Source organism: Alteromonas sp. G5_S2_22_S1 (assembly GCF_054968525.1).
On record NZ_JBQKUJ010000019.1, the window covers coordinates 13178 to 36801 of the forward strand.

18 protein-coding genes are annotated in these 23624 nt (G+C 45.7%); 9 read left to right on the forward strand and 9 right to left on the reverse strand.

Features of this window, described 5'->3' with window-relative positions; translation table 11 throughout:
- Genes rplP through rpsQ form a run of 3 tightly spaced genes read left to right on the forward strand, consistent with a single transcriptional unit; the run spans window position 1 to window position 859 of the window.
- Window positions 1-411 (forward strand): 50S ribosomal protein L16, encoded by a 411-nt coding sequence (gene rplP / locus ACTRWF_RS16735; RefSeq protein ID WP_015066073.1) that lies wholly within the window; start codon window positions 1-3, stop codon window positions 409-411.
- Window positions 411-602: a 50S ribosomal protein L29 gene (rpmC, locus tag ACTRWF_RS16740; RefSeq protein WP_014947980.1), complete on the forward strand. Its 192-nt coding sequence runs from the start codon at window positions 411-413 to the stop codon at window positions 600-602. The genes rplP and rpmC overlap by 1 nt, the downstream gene beginning before the upstream one ends.
- Complete coding sequence (rpsQ, locus tag ACTRWF_RS16745; protein ID WP_012516966.1) at window positions 602-859, forward strand: 30S ribosomal protein S17; 258 nt, start codon at window positions 602-604, stop codon at window positions 857-859. The genes rpmC and rpsQ overlap by 1 nt, the downstream gene beginning before the upstream one ends.
- A 109-nt stretch (window positions 860-968) precedes the next feature.
- Here rpsQ and ACTRWF_RS16750 read toward each other — a convergent pair whose 3' ends face one another.
- Together ACTRWF_RS16750 and ACTRWF_RS16755 are read right to left on the reverse strand one after the other, a co-directional pair.
- Entirely contained in the window at window positions 969-2072 is a 1104-nt protein-coding gene (locus tag ACTRWF_RS16750; protein WP_278385952.1) for a glycosyltransferase family 4 protein, read from the reverse strand.
- Between the two features lie 16 nt (window positions 2073-2088).
- On the reverse strand, window positions 2089-3168 hold the full coding sequence (locus ACTRWF_RS16755) for a glycosyltransferase family 9 protein (protein ID WP_462835906.1): 1080 nt from the start codon (window positions 3166-3168) through the stop codon (window positions 2089-2091).
- A 129-nt stretch (window positions 3169-3297) separates the two neighbouring features.
- Here ACTRWF_RS16755 and ACTRWF_RS16760 point away from each other — a divergent pair, with 129 nt between their 5' ends.
- On the forward strand, window positions 3298-4608 hold the full coding sequence (locus ACTRWF_RS16760; protein ID WP_462835907.1) for a glycosyltransferase N-terminal domain-containing protein: 1311 nt from the start codon (window positions 3298-3300) through the stop codon (window positions 4606-4608).
- Window positions 4609-4887: 279 nt separating this feature from the next.
- Here the strand turns inward: ACTRWF_RS16760 and ACTRWF_RS16765 are convergent, their stop codons facing one another.
- Window positions 4888-6702, reverse strand: coding sequence for a cation:proton antiporter domain-containing protein (locus ACTRWF_RS16765; RefSeq protein ID WP_462835908.1), 1815 nt, complete (start codon window positions 6700-6702; stop codon window positions 4888-4890).
- A gap of 291 nt (window positions 6703-6993) precedes the next feature.
- On the opposite strand from ACTRWF_RS16765, the gene ACTRWF_RS16770 reads away from it, so the two are divergent.
- Together ACTRWF_RS16770 and ACTRWF_RS16775 are read left to right on the forward strand one after the other, a co-directional pair.
- Window positions 6994-7845, forward strand: coding sequence for a hypothetical protein (locus ACTRWF_RS16770; protein WP_012516973.1), 852 nt, complete (start codon window positions 6994-6996; stop codon window positions 7843-7845).
- A gap of 191 nt (window positions 7846-8036) precedes the next feature.
- The gene (locus tag ACTRWF_RS16775; RefSeq protein WP_020745500.1) at window positions 8037-8624 is read left to right on the forward strand and encodes a hypothetical protein; all 588 of its coding nucleotides are present in this window, start codon (window positions 8037-8039) and stop codon (window positions 8622-8624) included.
- A gap of 98 nt (window positions 8625-8722) precedes the next feature.
- On the opposite strand, the gene ACTRWF_RS16780 is transcribed toward ACTRWF_RS16775, so the two are convergent.
- Together ACTRWF_RS16780 and ACTRWF_RS16785 are read right to left on the reverse strand one after the other, a co-directional pair.
- Complete coding sequence (locus ACTRWF_RS16780) at window positions 8723-10633, reverse strand: methyl-accepting chemotaxis protein (protein WP_012516975.1); 1911 nt, start codon at window positions 10631-10633, stop codon at window positions 8723-8725.
- Between the two features lie 302 nt (window positions 10634-10935).
- The gene (locus ACTRWF_RS16785; RefSeq protein WP_141151466.1) at window positions 10936-13125 is read right to left on the reverse strand and encodes a M3 family metallopeptidase; all 2190 of its coding nucleotides are present in this window, start codon (window positions 13123-13125) and stop codon (window positions 10936-10938) included.
- Window positions 13126-13380: 255 nt separating this feature from the next.
- Between ACTRWF_RS16785 and ACTRWF_RS16790 the strand changes: the two genes are divergently transcribed.
- Window positions 13381-13899, forward strand: coding sequence for a YgjV family protein (locus ACTRWF_RS16790; RefSeq protein WP_462835909.1), 519 nt, complete (start codon window positions 13381-13383; stop codon window positions 13897-13899).
- Window positions 13900-14007: 108 nt separating this feature from the next.
- On the opposite strand, the gene purU is transcribed toward ACTRWF_RS16790, so the two are convergent.
- Together purU and thpR are read right to left on the reverse strand one after the other, a co-directional pair.
- Window positions 14008-14862: a formyltetrahydrofolate deformylase gene (gene purU / locus ACTRWF_RS16795; RefSeq protein WP_012516978.1), complete on the reverse strand. Its 855-nt coding sequence runs from the start codon at window positions 14860-14862 to the stop codon at window positions 14008-14010.
- A 222-nt stretch (window positions 14863-15084) separates the two neighbouring features.
- Complete coding sequence (thpR, locus tag ACTRWF_RS16800) at window positions 15085-15738, reverse strand: RNA 2',3'-cyclic phosphodiesterase (RefSeq protein WP_012516979.1); 654 nt, start codon at window positions 15736-15738, stop codon at window positions 15085-15087.
- Between the two features lie 189 nt (window positions 15739-15927).
- Between thpR and hrpB the strand changes: the two genes are divergently transcribed.
- The gene (gene hrpB, locus ACTRWF_RS16805; protein WP_462835910.1) at window positions 15928-18666 is read left to right on the forward strand and encodes an ATP-dependent helicase HrpB; all 2739 of its coding nucleotides are present in this window, start codon (window positions 15928-15930) and stop codon (window positions 18664-18666) included.
- A gap of 107 nt (window positions 18667-18773) precedes the next feature.
- Here the strand turns inward: hrpB and ACTRWF_RS16810 are convergent, their stop codons facing one another.
- The gene (locus ACTRWF_RS16810) at window positions 18774-20039 is read right to left on the reverse strand and encodes a lytic murein transglycosylase (RefSeq protein WP_462835911.1); all 1266 of its coding nucleotides are present in this window, start codon (window positions 20037-20039) and stop codon (window positions 18774-18776) included.
- A 266-nt stretch (window positions 20040-20305) separates the two neighbouring features.
- Between ACTRWF_RS16810 and mrcB the strand changes: the two genes are divergently transcribed.
- Complete coding sequence (mrcB, locus tag ACTRWF_RS16815) at window positions 20306-22666, forward strand: penicillin-binding protein 1B (RefSeq protein WP_462835912.1); 2361 nt, start codon at window positions 20306-20308, stop codon at window positions 22664-22666.
- 267 nt (window positions 22667-22933) lie between these two features.
- Here the strand turns inward: mrcB and ACTRWF_RS16820 are convergent, their stop codons facing one another.
- Entirely contained in the window at window positions 22934-23218 is a 285-nt protein-coding gene (locus ACTRWF_RS16820) for a hypothetical protein (RefSeq protein WP_020742744.1), read from the reverse strand.
- Window positions 23219-23624 lie beyond the last annotated feature (406 nt).

A 23624-nucleotide genomic window follows, 5' to 3' on the forward strand; every position in this document is an offset into this window, starting at 1 on the left:
ATGTTACAACCAAAACGCATGAAGTTCCGTAAGATGCACAAAGGCCGCAACCGCGGCTATGCTGCAGGAAGCACTGTAGCCTTTGGTACTTACGGCCTTAAAGCAGTTGGCCGCGGTCGAATGACTGCGCGTCAAATCGAAGCAGCGCGTCGTGCTATGACTCGTCACGTTAAGCGTCAAGGTAAAATTTGGATTCGAGTTTTCCCTGACAAGCCAATTACTGAGAAGCCTCTAGAAGTGCGTCAAGGTAAAGGTAAAGGTAACGTTGAGTACTGGGTATGCCAAATTCAGCCTGGTCGTGTTCTTTATGAGATGGAAGGTGTTCCTGAAAATCTTGCACGCGAAGCGTTTGAATTGGCAGCGGCTAAACTGCCATTTAAAACAACCTTTGTAACTCGGACGGTGATGTAATGAAAGCGACTGAACTGAAAGAAAAAAGCGTAGAAGAGCTGAACGCAGAGTTGATTAACCTGCTACGCGAACAGTTCAACCTGCGCATGCAGCACACAACAGGTCAGCTTGAAAAAACTGATCAGTTGAGAAAAGTACGTCGTAACATCGCGCGTGTTAAAACCATTCTGACTCAAAAGGCTGATGCGTAATGACTGAGCAAAAAATTCGTACAGTACAAGGTCGTGTGGTTAGCAACAAGATGGATAAAACCATTACTGTTGTAGTTGAACGTTTTGTTAAGCACCCTATCTATGGGAAGTTCATCAAGCGCTCTACTAAGCTTCACGCCCACGACGAAAACAACGTGTGCAACCAAGGTGACGTAGTAACAGTACGTGAATGTCGCCCGCTATCTAAGAACAAATCTTGGATGCTAGTTGACGTTGTTGAAAAAGCTGGCGTTTAATCGCTAACTTTTTTCAAAGTCTTAAAAAAGCCGCTTTCGAGCGGCTTTTTTGTTTTTGACGTATTTACCATTGATAAGAAGTCTACATAGTAATGTGAAGTTAACCGCGCTATTGCTTTTGCACCTGGGCTTTCACGATGTGCTTATAGAGCGCTGAATACGCCTTAGTCATACTTTCAATACTGAAAGTATTAACAACATGATGGTGTAGTGCATCGCTAAATACCTTGAGTGTTTCAGGGTGAGTTAGCAAGTATTCAATCGATTCAACAATGCCGCCAATATCGCCTGGCGCAACCATTAACCCTGTTTCTTTATGTTTGATAATTTCAGGAATTCCGCCAACGGGGCTAGATATAACCGCACATTTGCTCATTCCAGCTTGTAGCAAGATCACGCCAAGCCCTTCGGCATAAGCTGGGTGTACAACCGCATCGATATTCGGAAGAATACGCGCCACTTCATTAGTAAACCCGCAGAGCTTCACATTGTGTTGCAATTCATGCCTATCTATCAGCGATTGATAGCTTTCTTTCAGTGCGCCCTTTCCAAACAGTAGGCAGGTTACGTTTTTATGCTTTTTTACTACGTCCCGCATAGCCAGTATAAGGTCGGCCTGACCTTTACGTGGTATATACTGCGCAAAATTAGCAATCACAAAATGGTCGGGTGCAATATCGAATTTTTCATTGAGCCACTGTCGGTTAGGTGGTTTTGAATATTCATTTTTATCCACCGCTGAATGGATAACCCTTTGGTGCTTTACGCCTTCACAGTGTACGGATGCAACCTTTTGTACACCTTCAGATATACTGATTACTGCATCGTATTGCCTGTATTTATAATACGCAAACCGACTTTCAGGGTTGTCCACTCGACGAGTACATATTGCGGGAATGCCCGTAAACTTTGCAGCAAGGGCACCCCAAATATCGGCCCCTCGACGACTGTGAACGTGAATGACGTCTGGTGAGATTTGCTTTACCATGTTGAGTATTCGTTTAAAACCCATTAAATCAGTATCGCCACGATACCGAATTGTATGGGTGGTACAACGGTTAAAGCTGACCTTGCTGATTTCGCTATCTTCAGTACAAAGAAGGTGTTGCTGATAAGCGCTATCTTTATCTAACGCGTGCACCAGATACGTTACCTGTTTCGCACCGCCATACAAATGCCTGCCTAGCTCAATATGTAACACTCGAATATTCAAATAACATCCTTTGTTTTTACTGATAGTTTATATACGGCTTAAGGCGGTTTAAGACCTTTTCTGGCGTAACCAGTGACATACAATCGAATCTTCCATCACAGGTAGGCCTGCGCTTACAGGGAGCACACGCTATATCTTCAAACAACACATGAGTACGTTTACTGTCTGTTACAGTGTAGGGGCGTGTGGAACCAAATATAGCGATTGTTGGCTTTTGATAAGTCGTTGATAAATGCGTAAGGCCAGTATCAACACCAACAAACGCATGGCACATAGATACTACGCTGGCAGATTCTTCTAAACTGACCTTTCCTGCCAGCGAAATAACCTCGTTACATTCAAAGGTTAGGCTTTCTGCATTTACTGCATCCTGGGGCCCCCCTAAGATTACAATGGGCAAGTCGCAGTAATTGCGCAACAGTTCAATGAGTGCCTGCCAGTGTTTAGATGGCCAGTGTTTTTGTGGGCGAGTAGTAAAAGGCGCGATAGCAATAAAAGCGGATTTAATGCCAAACGCGCGGATTTTAGAGGCGGCTGACTGCTGTGCAGTGTTACCCGCGGCGATCGATAGTTCGTATCTTGGTACACCAGTATCTTGGGTGCCAAAGTAATGGGTGTGGATTGCGTTAGCCAGATGACGGTACTCACTGCTAATCAGCTCTGAGGTAGGTTTATCGACGGCATGATTAAGCAGCTTATGACTGTTTTCCTTACTGATAAAACCTATTCGTTCAGACGCGCCGCTAATGTATGCAAAGAAGGCACTTTTCAAAAGCCCCTGGGCTTCTATGGCGACCTTAAAATTTCTTTGTCTTAGCTGCTTTCTAAATGACATTACCGTTTTGTACAGCTGCCAGTATTTTTTTGCTTTGAGTAAAGCGCGCCATTCACTTTTTGGCCATGCGATAACGTGGTCAACGTCAGGATGATGGCTTATTAGAGACGTATAAGGCGCCTCAACTAACCATGTTAGCTCAATGGGTTGATCTAAGAGAGAATAAGTACGCTTGATGCTAGACGGCAATCCAGAAGCCATTACAATATCGCCAATGGCGCTTAGCCTGATAAACAGAATGTGTTGTACGTCTTGTGGCATTAGAATAGGCTTTCAAAATTCAAGTAAAGCGAGTTCACTGCGTATATCACCACAGTTTGACGACAGTTTAATGACGCACGTTGTAATGACAGCGATGTATGAATTGATGTTTACCATTAAGGACATTTTATGTTTGCTGCCGAGCGCAACGGCTACAAACCCACGCTTATTGAGGACATATGCCGATGGGCTTACTCATTTGTATTAGTGTTTGTTATCCCCTTTGCCTTTTTACAACTTATGCTAAGAGGGGCCACCAGAAATAAAAACTACAACCGACGTAGGTTTGAGCGCTTTGGTTTTGTGTCACATGCGCCTAAAGAAAATGGCTATTTATTTCACTGTGTTTCTGTGGGGGAAGTGGTTGCCGCTTCTTGCTTGATTAAACGTATAATGCAAGACGAACCTGAGTGCCAAATAACCGTGACTACAACCACGCCAACAGGCTCTGCCAGAGTGCGTGCCATATTCGGTGATACGGTACACCACTTTTATTTACCTTATGATTTGCACATGGCTATGGCCGGTATGCTAAAAAGGATAAAACCTAAAGCAGTGCTGATTACCGAGGTAGAGCTTTGGCCTAACTTAATTCATGCCTGTTGGAAACGAGATATTCCAGTAATGGTTGTGAATGCCCGAATGACAGATAGATCGGCTAGGCGCTATAAAAAGATCAGCAAGCTTTTTAACCCCATGCTTGGGAAGCTCTACCATATATGCGCGCAAGGCGAGCGCGACTTTGCCAATTACGCTTGGTTAGGGGTTTCTGAACAAAAGCTAACGCTTACAAACAATATTAAGTTTGATCAAGTTGTATCAACGGTAGCCTCAGGCCATCCCTTTCTTGGTTTAAGTAAGGAAGAATACCCTATTTTAGTGGCAGGAAGCACTCACGACACTGAGGAAACGGCCGTGTTAAACGCGGCTAAGCTGTTGTGGCGTAAAAATCCTTCACTAAAAGTCATTATTGTTCCTCGTCATCCTGAGCGCTTCGATTCTGTAGCAAAGCTTATCGAAGCGACAGGGCTACCTTTCGTGCGAAGCTCACAAGAGCAGTCTGTTCCTGAAAATACTAACGTGATCTTGTTAGATGAAATGGGCAAGTTAAACGATGCCTACGCCGTGGGCGCTTTCGCATTTGTAGGAGGCTCTATCGCTGATAAGGGCGGTCACAATGCGCTAGAGCCCGCCAGCTTTTCTATTCCTATCATGATGGGGCCTAACACTTACAATAACCCAGTCATATGTAGCCATTTAGAAGAATGCGGCGCATTAGTAAAAATCGACAGTGGGGAAGAGATGTTCACTATTGTTGATAAATGGATTTGCGAACCTAACGAACGAAAAAAGGCAGGGCAAGCAGGTCGTAAAGTGCTCGAAGATAACAGTGGCGCTCTTGAGTCCACGGTTCAATGCATTCGAAAATACGTTAACTAATTGTTTTTGTGCGAAATATGAACCCCCAAATAGTGCGCAGCACGCACCATAATGGATGGTTTGTTGAGGTTTAACGTACATCTTTTAGTCGGAAGTGGATGTAAGTTATTGTAGCTATTGCGTTTTGAGGTTTTGGTTCATTCCTTGCTAAATAAAGCGCGACAGCGTAACAACAGTAAAATACAAATAAATACGCACCTTTTAAAAAGGGCACTGCGTTACGCGGTTTTCCAGGGAGAGGCCTCCTGCCGGTGGGCAGGAGGCTTTCTTACTTATCACTTATGGCAAGTCGCCACTGTCTTCTACTCTTTCTGGTTCAATCAAACTTATCACGCGCCAGCCCGCTTTTGGCTGAATGCTATTTCCATTAATAAAGGTAAAGCTTTTTCCTTCCGCATTTATCGCGACAAGAGGCGTTGCCCGCTCACCGTACTGTTGAGTATATTGCTCATAGGTAAATTCGTCAGATAAACGGGTCGTCTTGACTTGAGACTCGCGGGCGAAGGCTGACGCTAAATAGCCGTAGGTCACTCCCTCGTCGAATAAGGTTAGCTTCTTGGCGTACTGTTCGCTAACTTGATGGCTAGGGCGGGTAGACTGTTCGTTATTCGTTAACGCCCAAACCTTATCTTTGCCCATGGTGTACTCGAAGTGATAAGCAATAAGCGGATTTAACTGCTTATAGGGTGACATAATAAGTACAGTGCCATAGGTATTGATATCGAGGTGACGTGCTGCGTGATCTGACATGGGATTGCCGAAGTAAACGGGAATGTCCATCATGCGGGCTTCACGAATTGCGTCCCAGTTAGTGTCGGCAATAGTCACATCTAGCTTTTGGTTCAACATTTCACAGGCCAGCGCACGGTTAAACTTGCTTCCGCCAAATATTAAATAGCCCGTTGGTGCAGGTGCCCTTACCTTGAGTAAAGACGCAACAGTGCGCGATGTAAGGCTTTGTACCACCACAGTAGCAATGATTACCATAAATACGATAGGGACAATAATACCGGCGCCTTCGTAGCCAATTTCTTCAAGTTTGAGTGAGAATAAGGCCGACACTGCCGCCGCCACAATGCCTCGTGGTGCAATCCAGCTTAGCAAAGCGAGTTCATTTAATTTAAGGCCTGTGCCTATAGAAGAGGCCAATACCGATAGAGGCCTAGCGATAAACATGATAGCTGCGAGTACAACAATAGAGCCCCACCCAACATCGATTACAGACTGGAGGTTTAGGCGTGTAGCTAGCAATATAAATAGCCCAGAGATCAGTAAAACGCTAAGGGTTTCTTTAAACTCAAGGATGTCTTCCACATCTACATCTTTCATGTTGGCCAGTACCATACCGGCAATAGTCACAGCCAGCAGGCCTGACTCATGAGCCACATAGTTAGACGCAGCGAACACACCCAAAATAATGGTTAAAACCGCGGTATTGAGAAGATAGTGAGGGATCCATTTCTTTCGAATAGAAAGGCCTAACAAATAGCCTGCCGCAAGGCCAAGAACAGAGCCGATCCCTACGGTTTTTCCGAAGGCAATGAGGGTATGCGTGATGGCGGTTTCTTGTGATGCAACAATGAATTCGAACACAAGTACGGCAAGGAGTGCGCCAATAGGGTCTATGACAATACCTTCCCAGCGCAATATATTCGCTAAATTAGTTTGCGGGCGCACCGTTCTTAGCATAGGTACAATAACCGTAGGGCCGGTTACAGTAACTATTGCGCCAAATAAGAAAGAGAGCTGCCAGGAAAGATCTAAGCTGTAATGCGCCGCTGTTGCCGCCACGCCCCAGGTTACCACCACGCCAATGGAACACAGATTCCTTACCATATTGCCGTGGCCGGCAATATCACTAAACTTAAGTGTCAGTGAGCCTTCAAAAAGAATAATAGCTACAGAAAGCGAAACCACCGGAAACAGTAAGTCTCCAAATAAGTCGTCTGCGTTAAGTACGCCAAACACGGGGCCGACAACAATGCCCACGATTAATAGCGGTAATATCGCTGGAAGCTTAATTTTATAAGCCAGGTACTGACACGCTATAGAGAGCAACCCTACAGAAACAAGAGAGAGAAGTGGGTCTGACAAAAGTGATTCCTTAACGTATTTATATTATTCCATCGTATATCAGCCCAAGCTTTTGTCATACAGCAACTTTAGACCAAGTCAACGTATAGCAATATACGCATGGAGTGAAAGTTTAGACCAACATACTAGGTTATGCTGCGCTTTAAGTAATAGTTATTAAATAGCGCAATGTTAGCAATAAAAATGAACACGGTTTCCACCAAATTTAGTCCTAATGGACCATGAAATATACGTGAGATAATCAGTAAATTTGTTATTATTTAAAAGTTAATATTAAGCCGGAGTCTTTCATTGAACCTATTACTCAAGGTTGTGTTTCTATCCACTGCTTTTGCGCTAACCACGGCCTGTGCAGTTAACTATCCTGCGCCTTCAGCGCCATTAACGATAAAAAGCGTGGTTGAACTCCCCGATGAGCTGGCAGAAACTTCAGGGCTTTTTTGTGAACAAAGCGGAATGTTTTCGCTTAACGACTCAGGCAATGCGCCTGTAATATATCGCGTGAATTACCAAGGCGAGATAGTAGAGCGAACGCCACTGGCGCTTACTAACAAAGACTGGGAAGCAATAACGGCAGATGCCGACGCTTTTTACATTGCTGATGTCGGTAACAATAAAGGCAAAAGGGAGCAGGTAGAAATTCACAAGGTCAATCGCGCCAATGTGAATAATATTGAAACAATCACGCTGAAATACGCTGGAAATGACGCCACAAACAATATCCCCTATGCACATGATTTCGACTCAGAAGCCATGGTGAAGTTTGATAACAAGTTATTGTTGTTTTCTAAAAGCTGGCGCACAGGTATAACGCATATCTATCAGGTTAATGAGGCCGAGCGCGTTCAAATCATCAGCCCTTTTGCGTCTATTGAGGGCTTACCAGGCGTGGTTACAGGGGTAGATTTCGACCAACACCAAAAGCGCTTTGTCGTTACAGGGTATAAATCAGATCCTTTCGGAAATTTTTCTACGTTTATGGCACAAGTGTCAAAAGACTTCACGCTTCTCGACGTATGGCCCCTTGAACATTACAAACAGGTTGAAGGCGTGTGCGTGGATAGCCAAGGCCTTTACTGGTTTAGCGAGGAAGCAACCGAAGGCCGAAAGGCTTCGCTATCTAGCGCCTCAATAAAAAGATAATACATTTATTAAGTGTTGTTGTAGTAGAGGTGGTTCGTAGCTCGCTGATAAGCATGGAGAAGCTAACAGGCTACGCCAACATAAACGTTATTTTTTCTCGGGTGTTAGTAATATGGCTAATACCCAACCTCCTATTTTCTTGTCTATACTGAAATTGTGTTAACTAAACCACATTTAAAAAGGCAGCGAAAATGCGACGTTTTACTCAGGCTCTGCTAATAGCGTGTATTTGCCCTTGCATAACAATGGCAAGCGTAGCTAATGCCTCTGTGGTTGAAAAAGCACAGCAGTGGCTGAATAAGTATTCTGACAGTGACGACACATTCTCGCTAACGCTCACTAAAAACAAAATTAAATTTAAAGGCTGTAAGCAAAAGCAGTATCAATTAGCGTTTAGTCAGCGTATTGCTCCTATGTTTAATATCGAAGCGATTGTGCACTACAACAAAGGGCTGCTTGATTATGGTGTGCTATCCCAACGGGTCAAAAGCCACGAGTTTGAAGTAGTAAGCTGGTGGGATAGCGGTGACTATCGGGTGGGGCTAAGCCACAAAGTACGTCCTCGTCATGAAATGAGTGTTCCCGTCGCAGACACCATACAACTGCCTACTAGTACATCGGCGGGCGTGTATTTAGAAATTCCTTTTAAAGAAAATAAGCATTTACTCACCCTTGGTGCACTGAGAGAGTCTTGGGAAAGTGATGGTGCATCGCTTCAACTTCCTTGGCGTTCAAGCAGAGACAATCAGGTTAAGGTTCAATACGCCATTACCTTTTAATAACCACGCAACCTTGGGCTTTCATCTATATGGCCAACGCCATAGCGCTTAGTCAGAAGCCATAGCCACCGCAGCTACGACTTCTAACATAACCACTGTTACAGCTTAAATCGGCTTACCTCTGTCGAGAGCTCTTGCGCCAACTCGTCTAGTTTGTCGCTAACGTTCACCAATATTTTAGTCGCATCCAGTGTTTCTTCACTCGACACGCTAATGTCATTGATATTGCGACTGATATCTTCAACAACCGTCGCTTGTTCCTCGGTAGCCGTTGCCACTTGGGTGTTCACATCGTTAATGTGCGCAATTTCATCTGCAATATCTTGTAGGAGCTTATCGATTTCGTTGGTGGCGGTAACGACATCTGTAGTGCGCGCACGACTTGATTCCATCTGTGAAACCGCAGTTTTAGAGTCTTGCTGAAACTTATCAATTTTGACCTGTATCTCATCGGTCGCTTGAGCCGCACGCTGGGCGAGTGTTCTTACTTCATCTGCTACCACTGAGAAGCCACGGCCATGATCTCCGGCTCGCGCCGCTTCAATGGCTGCGTTTAGCGCGAGTAGATTAGTTTGCTCCGAGATGCCTCTTATCGTATCAAGTATTCCACCGATGGCGGCAGTGTGGGCGTCCAATGATTGAATGACATCTGATACGTCTTGAATTTGCTCAGATAGCCCCTGTATGGCATGCACCGCTCGTTGGGTTATCTCTCTACCGTGGGCAGAGTTTGTGGTCGCAAGATTGGCATTTTGTGCGGCAAGCGTCGCCGACTGGGCGACCTCGTTCACAGTGCTGCCCATTTGAGTCAGAGCGGCGGCTGCCTGTAGCGTCTGATCGCGCTGACCTTTTGTCGAGCTTTCAGTTTGGTGGGATTGTTGCGCAACATCCTGTGCTGAGGCTTTAAGTGCGTGGCTCGTCTTCGCAACTTGAGAAATAGTACCGTGAAGGTGGTCTATAAAGTTGTTAAACCCTTCCACTAAACGGGCGATCTCTTTTTGTTCTGGCACAGGAATACGAGAGCGTAAGTCACCCTGACCGCGTCCAAGTTGCTGAAACACGTCGGCTAAAGACTCCAGCGGCTTAGTGAGTGAGCCCGCAAGCCAGATACCAATAAGCGCGAAGGCACAAGCAATGGCCAACGCCCAGAATATAATCTGGCGGCTTCCCGCATTTAATGAGGCATACAGCTCGTGCTCAGGGACTTGTGCTACTACGTACCATCCGGCTTTTTCTACGAAGGTACTGGCGAAGAGCTGTGTATCGCCATCGTGATCGCTGGTGGCCATAGCAAAGTCTTGGCGGTTAAGTAACTTGCCTGCTGTACTTGCTTCACTTATTGAAGCGAGCTTCGCCTTACCTAGTATGTCAGTATTCGGGTGAGCGATAATGGTGCCGTTACCATCAACCAGAAAGACGAACCCAGTTTGAGCAATTTTAACTGCATTAATAATTGCTAAAAGCTCATCTACAGACTTCGCTACCCCCGACATGCCTCTGCCATCGACTTGCTGGTAGTTGGCAAAAAGCCGGTAGCCTTGTCCGGGCTCATTGTACAAGCTCAGCGAAATAGGTTCGCCGCTGTTTTTATACGCGAAGAACCAGCCATCAAATTCGTCGTTTTTTAGTTCTCGTAAAAAGCCGTCTTGGTTCCAATATTTATAAGTTGTTCGGTCTACAAACGACGCAACGGTTAAGTCGTTGAACGCAACAATATCGTTTAAATAGTTAAGGAGTCTGCGTTCACCGCTTTTATCTGCTCCTGCTTTTGACCACGCTAAAACATCGGGGTTGGAAGCGATGCTATGTGCCACAGTAAGCATTACACTCGCTTCACGGTCTACACGGTTTCCAATTTGTTTAAGCAAAGAAGGAAGCTGAAGGGCTTCCATGTTTTCTTTTACTAGGTCTCGGGCGATATACTGGCTGATGGAGCCAACTAAAATAGCAGCCGCTAGAACTGCCACAATCAAAGATAGAATAAGTTTTTGTTTTATACTGAAAGTCATGACTTTCGACCACGTTAGTTAATGCTGAGGAAAATATCTAAATGACGTGGCATTGCAGGCACAGCAACGTCTGAATGTTGTGAAATTTACGTCAGTATTATTGTTATTTTTAGATGACGTAGACAACATATCGGCTTAATCGCGCAAAAGTTTATACTTTTGGCGAAGAAATCGAGAATTTGGATTGTGCGGTAAGATTGACCAATAGGTCAATAAGAAAGTGTTTATTTACAGTTTTGAAAACGGGTATAAAAAAGGCGAGCGGTACAAGTTGTGTCGCTCGCCTGTCATTGTAGTGTTACTTACTCTTTTGAGTCTTTAGGAATGGGAAAGCCTCGGTCGCGCATCAAGGCGTCAACTTTAGCGTCGCGCCCACGGAACTTACGGTAAGCTTCCGCTGGGTCCATTGCATTGCGTACGGCAAAGAGGTATTTAACCAAGCGATCACCCACTTCTTTATCGTAGAAACCGCCCGGCGCTTCCATAAAGGCTTCTGCCGCATCAGCGGTTAGTACTTCTGCCCACATATAACCATAGTAAGCGGCGGCATAACCTTCGCCAGAGAATACGTGACCGAAATGCGGTGAACGGTGACGCATCACAATCTCTTCAGGCATATCCAATTTTTTAAGCTCTTCGCGCTCAAAGGTGTCTGGGTCAATCTGGCTCGGATCCGTCGTATGATATTTCAGATCCATAATAGCCGAGGCCATGTATTCTGTGGTTTTGAAGCCTTCGTTGAAGGTTGATGCCTTCTTGATTTTTTCCACTAGCTCAGCAGGAATTGGTTCACCGGTTTCATGATGAACCAAGTAGTTGTTGATAACTTCATCGGTAGTTAGCCAGCGTTCTAACAACTGAGACTGGAATTCAGTGTAATCGCGCACGCCAGAGTGTGATGATGGGTATTCAACGTCAGACGCTAAGAAGTGAAGCGCGTGACCAAATTCGTGGAAGTAGGTTTCTGCGTCGTCCCACGAAATTAATGTCGCTTCTCCATCTGCACCTTTCACAAAGTTAGAGTTGTTTGAAGACAGTACGGTTTTTTTGCCGTCGAACGTGGTGTAAGAACGATACGTCGTTGCCCATGCACCAGAGCGCTTACCTTGGCGTGAGAACGGGTCAAGGTACCAAAGGCCAATGTGCTCGCCGGAGTCTTTGTCGGTAACTTCCCATACCTTAACGTCTTCATGGAATACCGCTACTTTACCTTCTTCAACCGGGGTAAAGTTGAAGTTAAACAAGCGACCCGCTACATAGAACATGGCTTCGCGAAGTTTATCAAGCTGTAAGTATTGCTTCACTTCGTTTGAGTCTAAATCGTATTTAGCCTGACGAACTTTTTCAGCATAGAAGCGGTAGTCCCAAGGCTCGATAGTAATGTCGGCGCCTTCTTCATCGGCAATGGCCTGCATGTCGGCGACTTCTTCTTCAACACGAGCGATGGCGGCAGGCCAAACTTTCATCATAAGATCCATGGCGTTTTCAGGGTTTTTCGCCATGCGGTCTTCTAAACGCCACTGGGCGTAGTTTTCGTAGCCTAATAGTTCAACGCGCTCGTCACGCAAGGTTAAAATGCGTTTTATGATGTCGTTGTTATCGAAGTCATCAGCATTGTCGCCGCGGTTATAGTAGGTGCGCCATACTTTTTCACGTAGTTCACGATTTGTTGAATATGTCAGGAACGGGTCCATTGATGAACGGGTATTGGTAATGGCGTACTTGCCTTCTTCACCACGAGATTCGGCTGCTGCTTTGGCGGCTTTTACAAATGACGCCGGTAAGCCGTCTAGCTGATCTTCAGTGATGTAAGTGACATAGTTTTCTTCGTCAGCGAGTACATTGTTTGAAAACTTAGTGTGCAGCGTGGCAAGTTCTTCATTTATTTCTGCATAGCGCTTCTTCGCTTCGCTATCTAGGGTTGCGCCATTACGCGCAAAGCCGTTGTAGGTCATCCACGTAATGCGCTGCTCTTCGGGCGTTAAAGACTTAAGTTCGTCAGACTCATAAACGGTTTTTACCCTTTCAAAAAGCTTTTCATTTTGCGTGATTTGAGTGAAAAACGCCGAAAGCTTAGGTGACATCTCTGCCTGAATTTCGCGGAATTCAGGGCTAGATTTGTTTGCACTCCAAATGCCGTAATAAGTAAACACACGGCCAAGTTCAGCGCCTGCGCGCTCCATTTCTACAATAACGTTTTCAAATGTCGGAGGGGCTTCGTTATTGGCAATGGCTTCAATTTCTTCAAGATTTAACGCCATGGCTTTTTCTAGCGCAGGTTTTAAATCTTCAAGCTTCATTTTATCGAAGGCCGGTACACCACCATAAGGGCCTTTAAACTCTTGAAGCAGCACGTTATCAAACTGTGCTTGCTCAGATGTTGTGGCAGTTTGTGTATCGGCGCCAGTTGTCTCTGGTGCTTTTTGTTCTGAACACGCGCCTAGCGCAATCACAACCGCCATCGCGGTAAGTGATGTTTTAAATTTACCCATGAGTTTTCCTGTCTGTTTTTATCTATACGTTTTTGACACATATCATCTTAAGATAATGTAAAAATAAGTTAAATGCTCTTTAACGTAATTCCTTGCAGTACAGCGGTTTGAGAGACGAATCGCACTTGTATGCAATTCGTCGAAATTGCATAACTTTTGATTGGATTTTCACTGTATGGAATTTACACTGCGCCCGTTTTTTAATCAGCTGTTCTCAGCACCCTGTTAACCCCTTATTCTTTTACAGTGATCATCATGCTTGAGCTTCTTCTCCACGGGTTTCCGATTGTCTTCGCATTGGCCTCTTTTTGGTCGAATACCGAGCGAAAAGTACTGCTGCTGAATTTGGGGCTGTGTGTGGCGGTTGGTTTGCTGCTTGCGTTCGAACAAGCGTGGAGCGGTGCCATTGTTATTACTATTGCCGGATTGAGTACGAGTTACCGCTTGATTAAGCAAAAACTGCTGTCGCCTATCGCAACTTACCTTACGCTAATCACTATGTTGTGTATTGTGTTTTCTGTAAATAACTTAACAGGTAAAGCCTCGTTTATAGAAACCATGCCAGCATTTACTTTTATGGCTTACCGGTTTGGCGAACTTTACTGCAAAGAAGCGGGGCTTCGAATTTGTATGATTCTGGGGTCTTTGAATTTTACACTTTACGGTGTCATCACAGAAACGTGGGGGCTCGCTATTACCGAAGCATTATTTGCCGTATCCAACCTGTGGTATTACCTAAGACTTAGACGCGCTATGTTGGTCAGCCCTGTCTAAAGCTAGATTTCAAACGCCCGACAGTAAAAGCTCAGCCGGTGGGCTTTACTGTCGGGCGCAGGTTTTACTTAAATTTAAACGTTTTTGCAAAGAAGGAGCCTTGCGCGTTTAAGCGAATACCACGGTTTTATTTCTGTGTATAATTACGCGGTCTTCTAAATGGTAGCGTACGCCGTGAGCCAAAGCGGTAACTTCACAATCTTTGCCTTTACGGACCATGTCAGCTGCGCTATCGCTGTGGCTAATACGCTTCACGCTTTGCTCGATAATAGGGCCTTCATCTAAGTCTTTAGTGACGTAGTGACACGTTGCGCCTATCAACTTCACACCGCGATCATAAGCTTGCTGATAGGGTTTAGCGCCGGCAAAGCTTGGCAAGAAACTGTGGTGAATATTAATCGCTTTACCCTGCAGCTGCTGACATAGGCTGTCGGGTAAAATCTGCATAAATCGTGCAAGTACCGTCAAATCAATCTTGTATTCTTCAAGCAAGGTCGAAATTTGGGCAAATGCAGCTTCTTTCCCAAGTGCTTTAAAGTCTACCCAATGAAACGGCACTTTGTACCAGTCGGCAAACTGCTTCATTTGCGGATGGTTGCCAATAATAACGGGAATATCACAGTGTAGTTCGCCTGTATGCCAGCGATGAAGCAAGTCAACTAAACAGTGAGACTCAAGGCTAGCCAACAAGGCCACGCGTTGCTTTTTATTTGAATCGCTAAGCTTCCAGTTCATCTGGTATTCATTCGCAAGGGGAGTGAACTCTTTTACGAAGCTCTGGTGGTCTAACTTAAGCGAGTCGGTGCTTATTTCATGGCGCATGAAAAAGCGACCTGTTTGTAAGTCGGTATGGTGGTTCGCTTCAACGATGGTCGCGTTATGGTCCGCTAAAAATTGTGACACGCTGGCCACTAGCCCAATTTGGTCTGGGCAGTCTATTACTAATCTAAATGTTTGTTGCATTTGGGCAGAATGATTAAAAAAACAGGCTATCTTTTTACCCGTGACGCTACGCGTTGTAAAGGCGAAGCGCGATTTAAAACAAGCTTAAATTGCTATAACTCATAATTACAAAACTTGTACACTAAATCTTAACAAGTTTTCAATCTCTATACCTGCTTAGCGGTGAAAGGTGTCCCTCAAATGATAGCGGCCTAACAAGGTAGGCACTGTGTCGTATTTCCCTTACTCGTCGGTTATTCCCCGACGTAGCTTTTCTCTTACCGACATATTGTGTTTTAACGGCCAAGACTGGCGAACAGGGTAGGTAACCCCCTGAGGTGTAGTGACAGACTCAAACAGGTGAAATGCCGAGACGTGAACGTCTACACTGGGGCTGTAAAGTGGCAGAGGTAAAGTTGATGTAGCCTTTCTAACAACGGTAACGTGAGGCTTATATTCTCTGTTTTCTACTTCTATTGCTGCTTTGCGGGCAGCTTTACGCGATAACTTGGCGAGTTCACTTAGTGCCTTTGGTGTATCCGTAGGCGCAGCAAATAGGATTTTGGGGCCATTCCACAACCCTGTTGCATTTAGGGTTAATGAAAATGGTTCGCTAACGAGCTGGTCGAGTTCATACACCAGCGCTTCGTGCTGACGGTGATTTATCTCGCCTAAAAAGCTGAGTGTGATGTGAAAGTTTGCCGCGGGCACGGCATAAGGTAGCGAAGGTCCTTGTCCACTATTGTGATTGTTGCGCTTATTGCCAGACTTTCGAGACCTGCTCGACTCGTTTTTTACCCATTGGCGAGGCATGATTTCAGGCAATGCCTGTTGACGCCAGCTATCCAAAGCAAGTTTTTCTGTGGCGCTAAGATCTAAACCAATAAAGCTTCGCATAGCTTTACTCCTTCCGATTTGCCCTATTCTTTGTTCATCACGTTAAATGACCACCCACAAGCTTAAAAGTGCAGTTACACGCCCATACTAGAATAAGCTTATCATGGCGCTACTATCGGGGTGTAAAACCCATCGCAAGTGTTGAGCTATTTAACCAGTTTAAAAAAATAGCCGTGATGTTCGGGTGCATTGATCAAATCAGGTACACTATACCCATTAACTTATAACACCTTTATTCCCTTTATGTTACAGCCGTTTTCTCATTTACCTGCTTATGAGCTTGTTACACCGCTTAAAGAGTCGGTTGCCGCTAACAATATCATTATTGGCGCGCCACCGGGCGCGGGAAAGTCTACCGTACTTCCTTTGTCACTGCTGCAATCATCACTTAAGGGTAAAATATTGCTTATGCAGCCACGTCGCGTGGTGGTGAGAAACCTCGCTGACTATTTAGCTAAGCAGTTAAACGAAAGTGTGGGTGAAACGGTGGGGTATCGTATTAAAGGCGAATCAAAAACATCGCCAGCCACTCGCCTTGAGATTATTACAGAAGGTGTGCTGACTCGCATGATTCAGCAAGACCCAGAGCTAGCAGATGTCACTGCTATTGTCTTCGACGAATTTCACGAACGCAGCATTCACAGCGATTTTGGTTTGGCGCTAGCGCTTGAGGTTCAAACTGGGCTTCGCGACGACCTGCGCTTAATTGTGATGTCGGCTACCTTGGATATAGCGCCACTTCAAGCACTGCTTAATGAATTTAGCGCGCTGCCCGTGGTGAACTTAAATACACAAGGACGCGTGTTTCCCGTGGATATTCGCTACACCCGAGATGTGCAGGCTTATGAGTTAGTACCGAAAACTTGCAATATCATAAAGCAAGCAGTAGGCGAACACGATGGCGATATCTTGGTATTTCTTCCTGGTCGGGGGAGCATAAATGCTGTTGCCAGAGAAATAAAAGGGTTAGCTGAGAGTGCGGACATTGCTATTCACATGCTTTATGGCGCACTAAGCAAGTCTGCGCAGCAAGACGCTATAACCCCAGACCCCCACGGGCGAAGGAAAGTTATCCTCTCTACTAATATTGCTGAAACCAGTTTAACCATTGAAGGCGTGACAGTAGTTATTGATAGTCTGTGGGAGAACAGTGCGCAATATCACCCTTCAAGCGATATTAATGCGCTCACCCAGCAACGTATTTCGCAAGCTTCTGCCACTCAAAGAGCAGGGCGAGCAGGGCGGGTAATGGCGGGTACCTGCTATAGGCTGTGCAGTAAAAGCAGCTTCGAGCGATTAGCCAAACACAATGCGGCGCAAATAGAAAAAGAAGATTTAAGTAGCTTTCTACTTGATACGTATGCGTGGGGCAGTACGCCCGATACATTAGCACTTTTAACCAAGCCCACACCTGCTCAACTAAACTCGGCACAGCAAAAGCTCCACCGATTACATGCAGTAGGGTTTGATGACGCAACAGGGCAAGGGAGCATAACGCCCTACGGACGTCAGGTAGCGCAATTGCCATGTCAGCCGCATTTAGCCCATTTGCTGTTAACAGTGAAGTCAGGTATTGAAGGCCTTTCACCTAAAGAAAATAACGCGTTAAAACATGCCGCAGTATTTGTGGTGGCGTTAAGTGAAAGCAATATGAGTGCAAGTGGGGCAACAAGTGTAGTGGACGCTTTGCTTCAGGTCAGTGGCAATGCGCGTAATCAGTTGATTCAGCAAGCCTCTCGCTACGTTCGGTATGTAACTAGCTCTACAGAACGCGAGCAATCGTTTAAGGCTGATATTAACGCGCTAGAAGAATGGGCTCTTGGTTTATGTATAGCTATAGCATTCCCACTGCAGGTGGGCTATTTGCGTGTACGCGCGACGTCAGGCAATAATGCCTCGGGCAGCGGAGCCTGTAGTAAAAATGCGACGGCAGGCGTAAAACAGTCATCACAATTGCTTGAGTATAAGCTTGCCAGCGGGAAAGGCGCCGAGTTTGCTACTTCTAATAGCAGTGCATTTAATCATGGCGATGCCGATGACAGTTCGCCGTGGTTAGCGGTACTTGAAGGGCAACTTATAAAAAATACGGTAGTGATACGGCTAGCGCAAGCTGTGCCCGAAAGTTACTTGCGCTTAGCTTTCCCCAAAGCATTTAGTGAAAAACGAAGCGCAGTGCTTAATCGCGACACCGGTCAGATGGAAGCGCGCCGAAGCACAGGTTTTTTTGCTATCACATTAAATAGTGTGCCGGTCTCAGGGCAAGAGAAAATCCGCGATAATGAATACTGGGATGGGGCGGTAACCGAAGGATGGTTTGCCTACCTAGATGCACTGCCACTTTCACAGTGGCCCCTTTGCGACGCTGACTGGCAGTGGTGGCGAAGAGTGGCATTGGCTGGCAAGCTAAATCTACCGCAAGACAAAGCGTTTGATAAGCCAGATGCGTGGCCTGCATCGTTGAGCGAGCTGGTACACAAAGCAAAAGAGAGTTTAAGCGCAGCGCTAAAAAGCTGCAAAAACATAAAGTCGCTACAGCAGCTGCCGTGGAAAACGGCGCTGAACAATGGACTTTCTTGGCCACAGCAAGACGCCTTAGCAACACATCTTCCCACCCACGTGTCTATTCCTACGGGGCGAGAAGCCGCACTGGACTATCGTGAAAGCGGTGATGTGGTGCTGGCGGTTAAAATGCCAGAAATGTACTCGCAAAATGGGCCGCTAACGATAGCTGGAGGCCGCGTTACCGTGGTGTGCGAGTTGTTGTCGCCAGCGGGAAGGCCACTGCAAACTACCAGTGATTTAGGCGCTTTTTGGCAAGGTAGTTACAAAGAAATACAAAAAGAAATGAAGGGCCGTTACCCCAAGCATTATTGGCCAGATGACCCCGCCAACGCGGTACCTACAAGTAAAACCAAAAAGCGTATGTAAGCGCTATGACATTAACGCAAAGGTAAGAGCGAACGTGTGTTGAGTGCGACCTTTAATTAAATATATTCGCACTAGCGCGCTTTTAACAAAGCGCGCTAAATCAAAAATTAGGACTGTGAAGCTTTGTCCCGCTCAAGCTCCACATTTAGCGCTGCCATAACTTCAAGGCCAGGAAAGCCGTCTGCAATCATGTTGTTGCTAATTTGATAGTTTCGAATTCCTTCTCGGGTGGCTGGGCCAATTATGCCGTCGGGCTTACCCACATCGAAACCTAAGTCATTAAGTTTACTTTGCAAGGCAATGATGTCTTTACGGTTATAGGCGGGTAGGTCAGGCAGCGTAGCCTTAATACCTGATGCGCCGGCAATACGGTCAGCCAATACGCCAACGGCGATGGCATAAAACTCAGAGTTGTTCCAACGCATAATAACGCGGAAGTTCTTGTAAGCGATAAAAGCCGGGCCATTGTGACCCGCCGGTACAATCACATAGGCAGTCGTTTCGCCTTCACCTAATGGCGAACCATCGGCTTTTTTCACACCTTGCTCGTGCCATTCGCTAAGAGGTTTGCGGTTTTTGTAGCCAGACTCCTGATAGTTAAAGCCTTCTGGTAGCTTAACTTCACGGCCCCAGCGAAAACTGCGCTCCCAGCCTAAACTGGCAAGGAAGTTTGCCGCAGAAGACAAAGCGTCCTCTTCGCTTTCCCACAGGTTAACTTGTCCGTCACCGTCGCCATCAATTGCATAATGAGTATACGCCGAAGGCATGAATTGGGTATGGCCCATCGCGCCGGCCCACGAGCCTACCATGTTGTCTTTTTTAAGCTTTTCCCGCTGCATAAGCTTTACGGCAACCAAGAACTCTTGGGTGAAGTACTTACTTCTGCGCTTGTCACAGGCTAAGGTTGCCAGTGAATCAAGTACAGGCATCTTCCCTTTGTACGAGCCGAAATTAGTCTCAAGCCCCCAAAAAGCAAGAAGATAGTGGGGAGGCACGCCGTATTTATCGCTTAGCTTATGCAATAGCTTTTCGTGCTTGGCATACATTGCTTTGCCTTTCTCGGTACGCCAGTCAGTGACGCGCTTGCTAAAATAACCGGGAAAGGTTTGTACAAACTCAGGCTGGCTTCTATCTAGCTCAATTACGCGGTCTTGATGTACAAGGTGAGGAAATATCTCGTCGATAATTTGCTGGCTGACACCTTCTTGTTTTGCTCTGTCGGCAAGGGCAGCAGTACAGCTGGAAAAGTGCTCATTGGCAGAGGCTGAGCTTATAACGGCACCTGTAAAAAGAAGCGCAAGCGATGTGCGAAACACGCCACCTTTGAGTGAAAATGTCGAGAAAAAAGTAGACTGAAGTGAAGCTAAGCGCATAGTACGGTTCCTGTGTTACTTGCCTGCATGCTATCGCATTGTGACCGTGAAACGCGAATAAAATTCACTTTCTGCCGGTAGGTTTTACGTTGTATAAGTGTCCATTGTGGTTACCGCAGGCGCAGTGTGCATAATTGGAAACAGTTGTTGCGCGGCGGCCTCAGTGGTAATGTTTAGCGACTTAATCACAGCGTTCTAAGAGCGTTGTTGTAGTCCATATCGCAATGATTGCGATGCCATCTTAATGATCTTCATGGCGTTTTCACGTGACAAAAAGACAGACTAAAAACAATTCATCTTCAAAAAGCAATGCTTCGAAAAAAACTGCAGCGGGAAAAAGTACGACCAAACGTTCGTGGTTTTTTAAACTGTTCTGGCGTGTATGCCTTATAGGGCTTGTGGTGCTAGGGGCATATGCCTTTTATCTTGATGCACAAATAAAGCACGCTTTTTCAGGCAACAAGTGGGAAGTGCCTGCACAAATATTTGCTCGACCTTTAGAAATAAGCAAAGGAGAGGAAATTACGCCGCAAGAGGTTATTGATGAATTAGACTTATTGGGCTACCGAAAAGTAACCTTTGCCGATAGCAGTGGTGAGTATAGCTATCAAAATAACGTGCTTACTGTACAAAGGCGCGCATTTCAATTCCCTGAGGGAGCGGAGCCTTTACGCCATTTAGTATTAACGTGGGAAGGGGCGCGTATCGGTGAAATATACGATAAGTCACTAGGCCGTCCCTACGGTTCCGTAAAGTTAGAGCCATGGCTAGTAACACGTATGACGAGCGGCTCTCATGAAGACCGCATGTTAGTGACGTTAGATACTATCCCTGAAATGTTACCTAAAGCGCTGACGCTGGTGGAAGATCGCAATTTTTATAACCACCATGGTGTTGCACCACTTTCAATATTGCGGGCCCTAATGGCGAATATTGCTGCTGGTCGTACGGTTCAAGGTGGTAGCACGCTGACGCAGCAGCTGGTTAAAAACATGTTTTTAACCCGCGAGCGCTCCCTTGTACGCAAGGCTAAAGAGGCCATAATGGCGGTCATTATAGACGCCCGCTACAGCAAGTCTGAGATTATCGAAGCCTATTTAAATGAGGTGTTTTTAGGGCAAAACGGCGACATGGCTGTACATGGATTTGGGCTTGCTAGCTATTTCTACTTTGACCGTCCGGCCAACGAGCTAAGCACGCCCGAAATAGCCACGCTGGTTGCTATTATCAAAGGCCCATCTTATTACAATCCACGAAAGTATGCAGAGCGCACAAAAGAGCGTCGAGATTTAGTACTTCGAATGTTGTTCGATGAAAATGAAATAAACCGTCAAGACTACGAGCGCTATGTGAACATGCCGTTAGGGCTTGCCAGCGGTGCGAGTTTAGCAAGCGGTAAACACCCTGCTTTCATGGAGCAGGTTCGCAAAGAACTCAATGAAATTTTAGCAGAGCCAAGCCTAAGAGACTCGGGCGTTAAAGTGTTTACCACACTGGATATCGTTGCTCAACGTAGGGCAGAAAAAGCACTGTTTAGCACCCTAAACGGGCTGCAAAAAGATCGCAGCGTGCCGCTTCAAGGCGCTATGGTTGTCACTGACAGCGCAAGCGGTGAAGTACGCGCTATCGTAGGTGGTAAAGACTTTGCATTTAAAGGTTTTAATCGAGCATTAGATGCTAAGAGGCCAATAGGCTCATTGATTAAACCAGCTGTGTACTTAACTGCCTTAGAAGATCCTACCCAGTTTAACTTGGCTACACCCCTTAAAGACGAGCCAATTACCCTAGAAAGTAGAAACGGCACCGAATGGTCGCCGCAAAACTACGATAAAGAGTTCAGAGGGCAGGTGCCTCTGCTTCAGGGGTTAGTCGAATCTTTGAACGTGCCAACAGTTAATTTAGGCATGCAGATAGGCCTAGATGCGTTAGCCGATACCATTGAGCGGTTAGGGGTTACCACGCCAGTAGATAAAGTACCGTCGTTAACCTTGGGCGCTTTCGAACTAACGCCATTTAGCACAAACCAAATGTATCAAACCCTATCAAACGATGGCCGCTACATACCGCTTCACACGGTGAGCTCTGTGGTTACGGCAGATAATGCATTACTTTGGAAGAAGGCCGAGTTCTTTGCTCAGCGCACGGATGAAGCCGCCACTTACTTACTGAACTACGCCCTGTACAAGGTGACCACAGAAGGTACAGCAAAACGCATAGGCTGGAACTTTGGTAATGTAAATATGGCAGGGAAAACAGGTACAACCGATGATTATCGCGATAGTTGGTTTAGCGGTTTCGACAGAAATAATGTGGTGACCGTTTGGGTCGGCAATGACGATAATCAACCAGTGAATTTAACCGGTGCAGGTGGCGCGCTGCCTGTGTTTGTAAATTATATGAAGTCACAGTCACCGAAGTCTCTATCTAGACGTTTCCCTAAAGGGTTAGGTATTGCACATTTCGATGCGAAGACGGGGGCGGTAGTGGTCGCTGGGTGCGCAGGAAGTTTAAGTGTTCCGGCTATTTTGGATGTACTGCCTCCTGCGCAGCAAGATTGTGCTGGTCGCCCGGTAGACGAAAACGGCGATAAGAAAGAAAAAAGCTGGTGGGAGCGTATATTTGGATAAAAAAGCTCCAGTAAGAAGATAGAAAACACAATCACTTGGCTAGCGTACAGTCCGTGCTTTCTATCTCCCTCTGGAGTTAAGGCCCAGGGAAGGCAAAAATGGGTAGCAGTAGTCGGTTAGGTACCTATTTGTTTTTGTTGCGTTTTCAGTGACCTTTTTGAAGGAATAAGCGTGCTGTTGAAAAAACCAGTGCACTCACTAAAAACGCAATAACGGGGCCGAGTACTACCATAAATAGTGTAGCGGCGGTTAACATTTGCATTCTCCTTATGCGTCGTTATCGTCTGTGCTGACAGGCTTAATTGGCGTAACAGTAATCTCGGCAACCAGCGTATTAGTTTCTTCTACTTCAGGCTCGAAGGTGTGGCTTGCAGTTAATACATCGAATGTCACACCAAGCTCTAAACTTTGCTTCACATCCATCATGGCGCTTTCTACCATGAAGTCTGTATGCGACATAATGGTGTTCTGTGAATCGTTAGCGAATGCTGATGCACTCAAAATGCTAGTTGCCAACGTTAATGCAGTGAAAGTTTTGCGAGCGGTAAACATAGTAATCTCCATAAATGTAAAGTTAGACACTGCACTTGAACATACTGCGTGGCAGCTATCATGTTGCTATAGGTTTCGATAATAAGTCGTTATCAATTAACAATTAGTTTATAGCGAGGGATGTGCCAAGTTAGCGAAATGAGTTAAATTACTGATTTATTTGCTTTTATTTTTTTGAGTATTCAAAGGCAAGGAAATGGATTTAATAAAAAAACTAAAAGTTGGTGTATTTGAAAAATGATGTGGTTGAAATGGCTAACTGTTGAAAAGTGAAGCGCGTTGTCGTTTGCTAATACGCGCTTCAATAAAAAATAGCTGTGCATAGAAGGCATAAGGGAGGGCCAACGTTGGGTAACCCCCATTTATGCGCGACTATTCAGTCTCGAATGAATAGTGCAGATGTTTC

Coding starts and splice junctions, on each gene's coding strand:
- rplP (WP_015066073.1), top strand. CDS start 1: ATGTTACAACCAAAACGCATGAAGTTCCGTAAGATGCACAAAGGCCGC.
- rpmC (WP_014947980.1), top strand. CDS start 411: ATGAAAGCGACTGAACTGAAAGAAAAAAGCGTAGAAGAGCTGAACGCA.
- rpsQ (WP_012516966.1), top strand. CDS start 602: ATGACTGAGCAAAAAATTCGTACAGTACAAGGTCGTGTGGTTAGCAAC.
- ACTRWF_RS16755 (WP_462835906.1), bottom strand. CDS start 3,168: ATGCCACAAGACGTACAACACATTCTGTTTATCAGGCTAAGCGCCATT.
- ACTRWF_RS16760 (WP_462835907.1), top strand. CDS start 3,298: ATGTTTGCTGCCGAGCGCAACGGCTACAAACCCACGCTTATTGAGGAC.
- ACTRWF_RS16775 (WP_020745500.1), top strand. CDS start 8,037: ATGCGACGTTTTACTCAGGCTCTGCTAATAGCGTGTATTTGCCCTTGC.
- ACTRWF_RS16780 (WP_012516975.1), bottom strand. CDS start 10,633: ATGACTTTCAGTATAAAACAAAAACTTATTCTATCTTTGATTGTGGCA.
- ACTRWF_RS16785 (WP_141151466.1), bottom strand. CDS start 13,125: ATGGGTAAATTTAAAACATCACTTACCGCGATGGCGGTTGTGATTGCG.
- ACTRWF_RS16790 (WP_462835909.1), top strand. CDS start 13,381: ATGCTTGAGCTTCTTCTCCACGGGTTTCCGATTGTCTTCGCATTGGCC.
- purU (WP_012516978.1), bottom strand. CDS start 14,862: ATGCAACAAACATTTAGATTAGTAATAGACTGCCCAGACCAAATTGGG.
- thpR (WP_012516979.1), bottom strand. CDS start 15,738: ATGCGAAGCTTTATTGGTTTAGATCTTAGCGCCACAGAAAAACTTGCT.
- ACTRWF_RS16810 (WP_462835911.1), bottom strand. CDS start 20,039: ATGCGCTTAGCTTCACTTCAGTCTACTTTTTTCTCGACATTTTCACTC.
- ACTRWF_RS16820 (WP_020742744.1), bottom strand. CDS start 23,218: ATGTTTACCGCTCGCAAAACTTTCACTGCATTAACGTTGGCAACTAGC.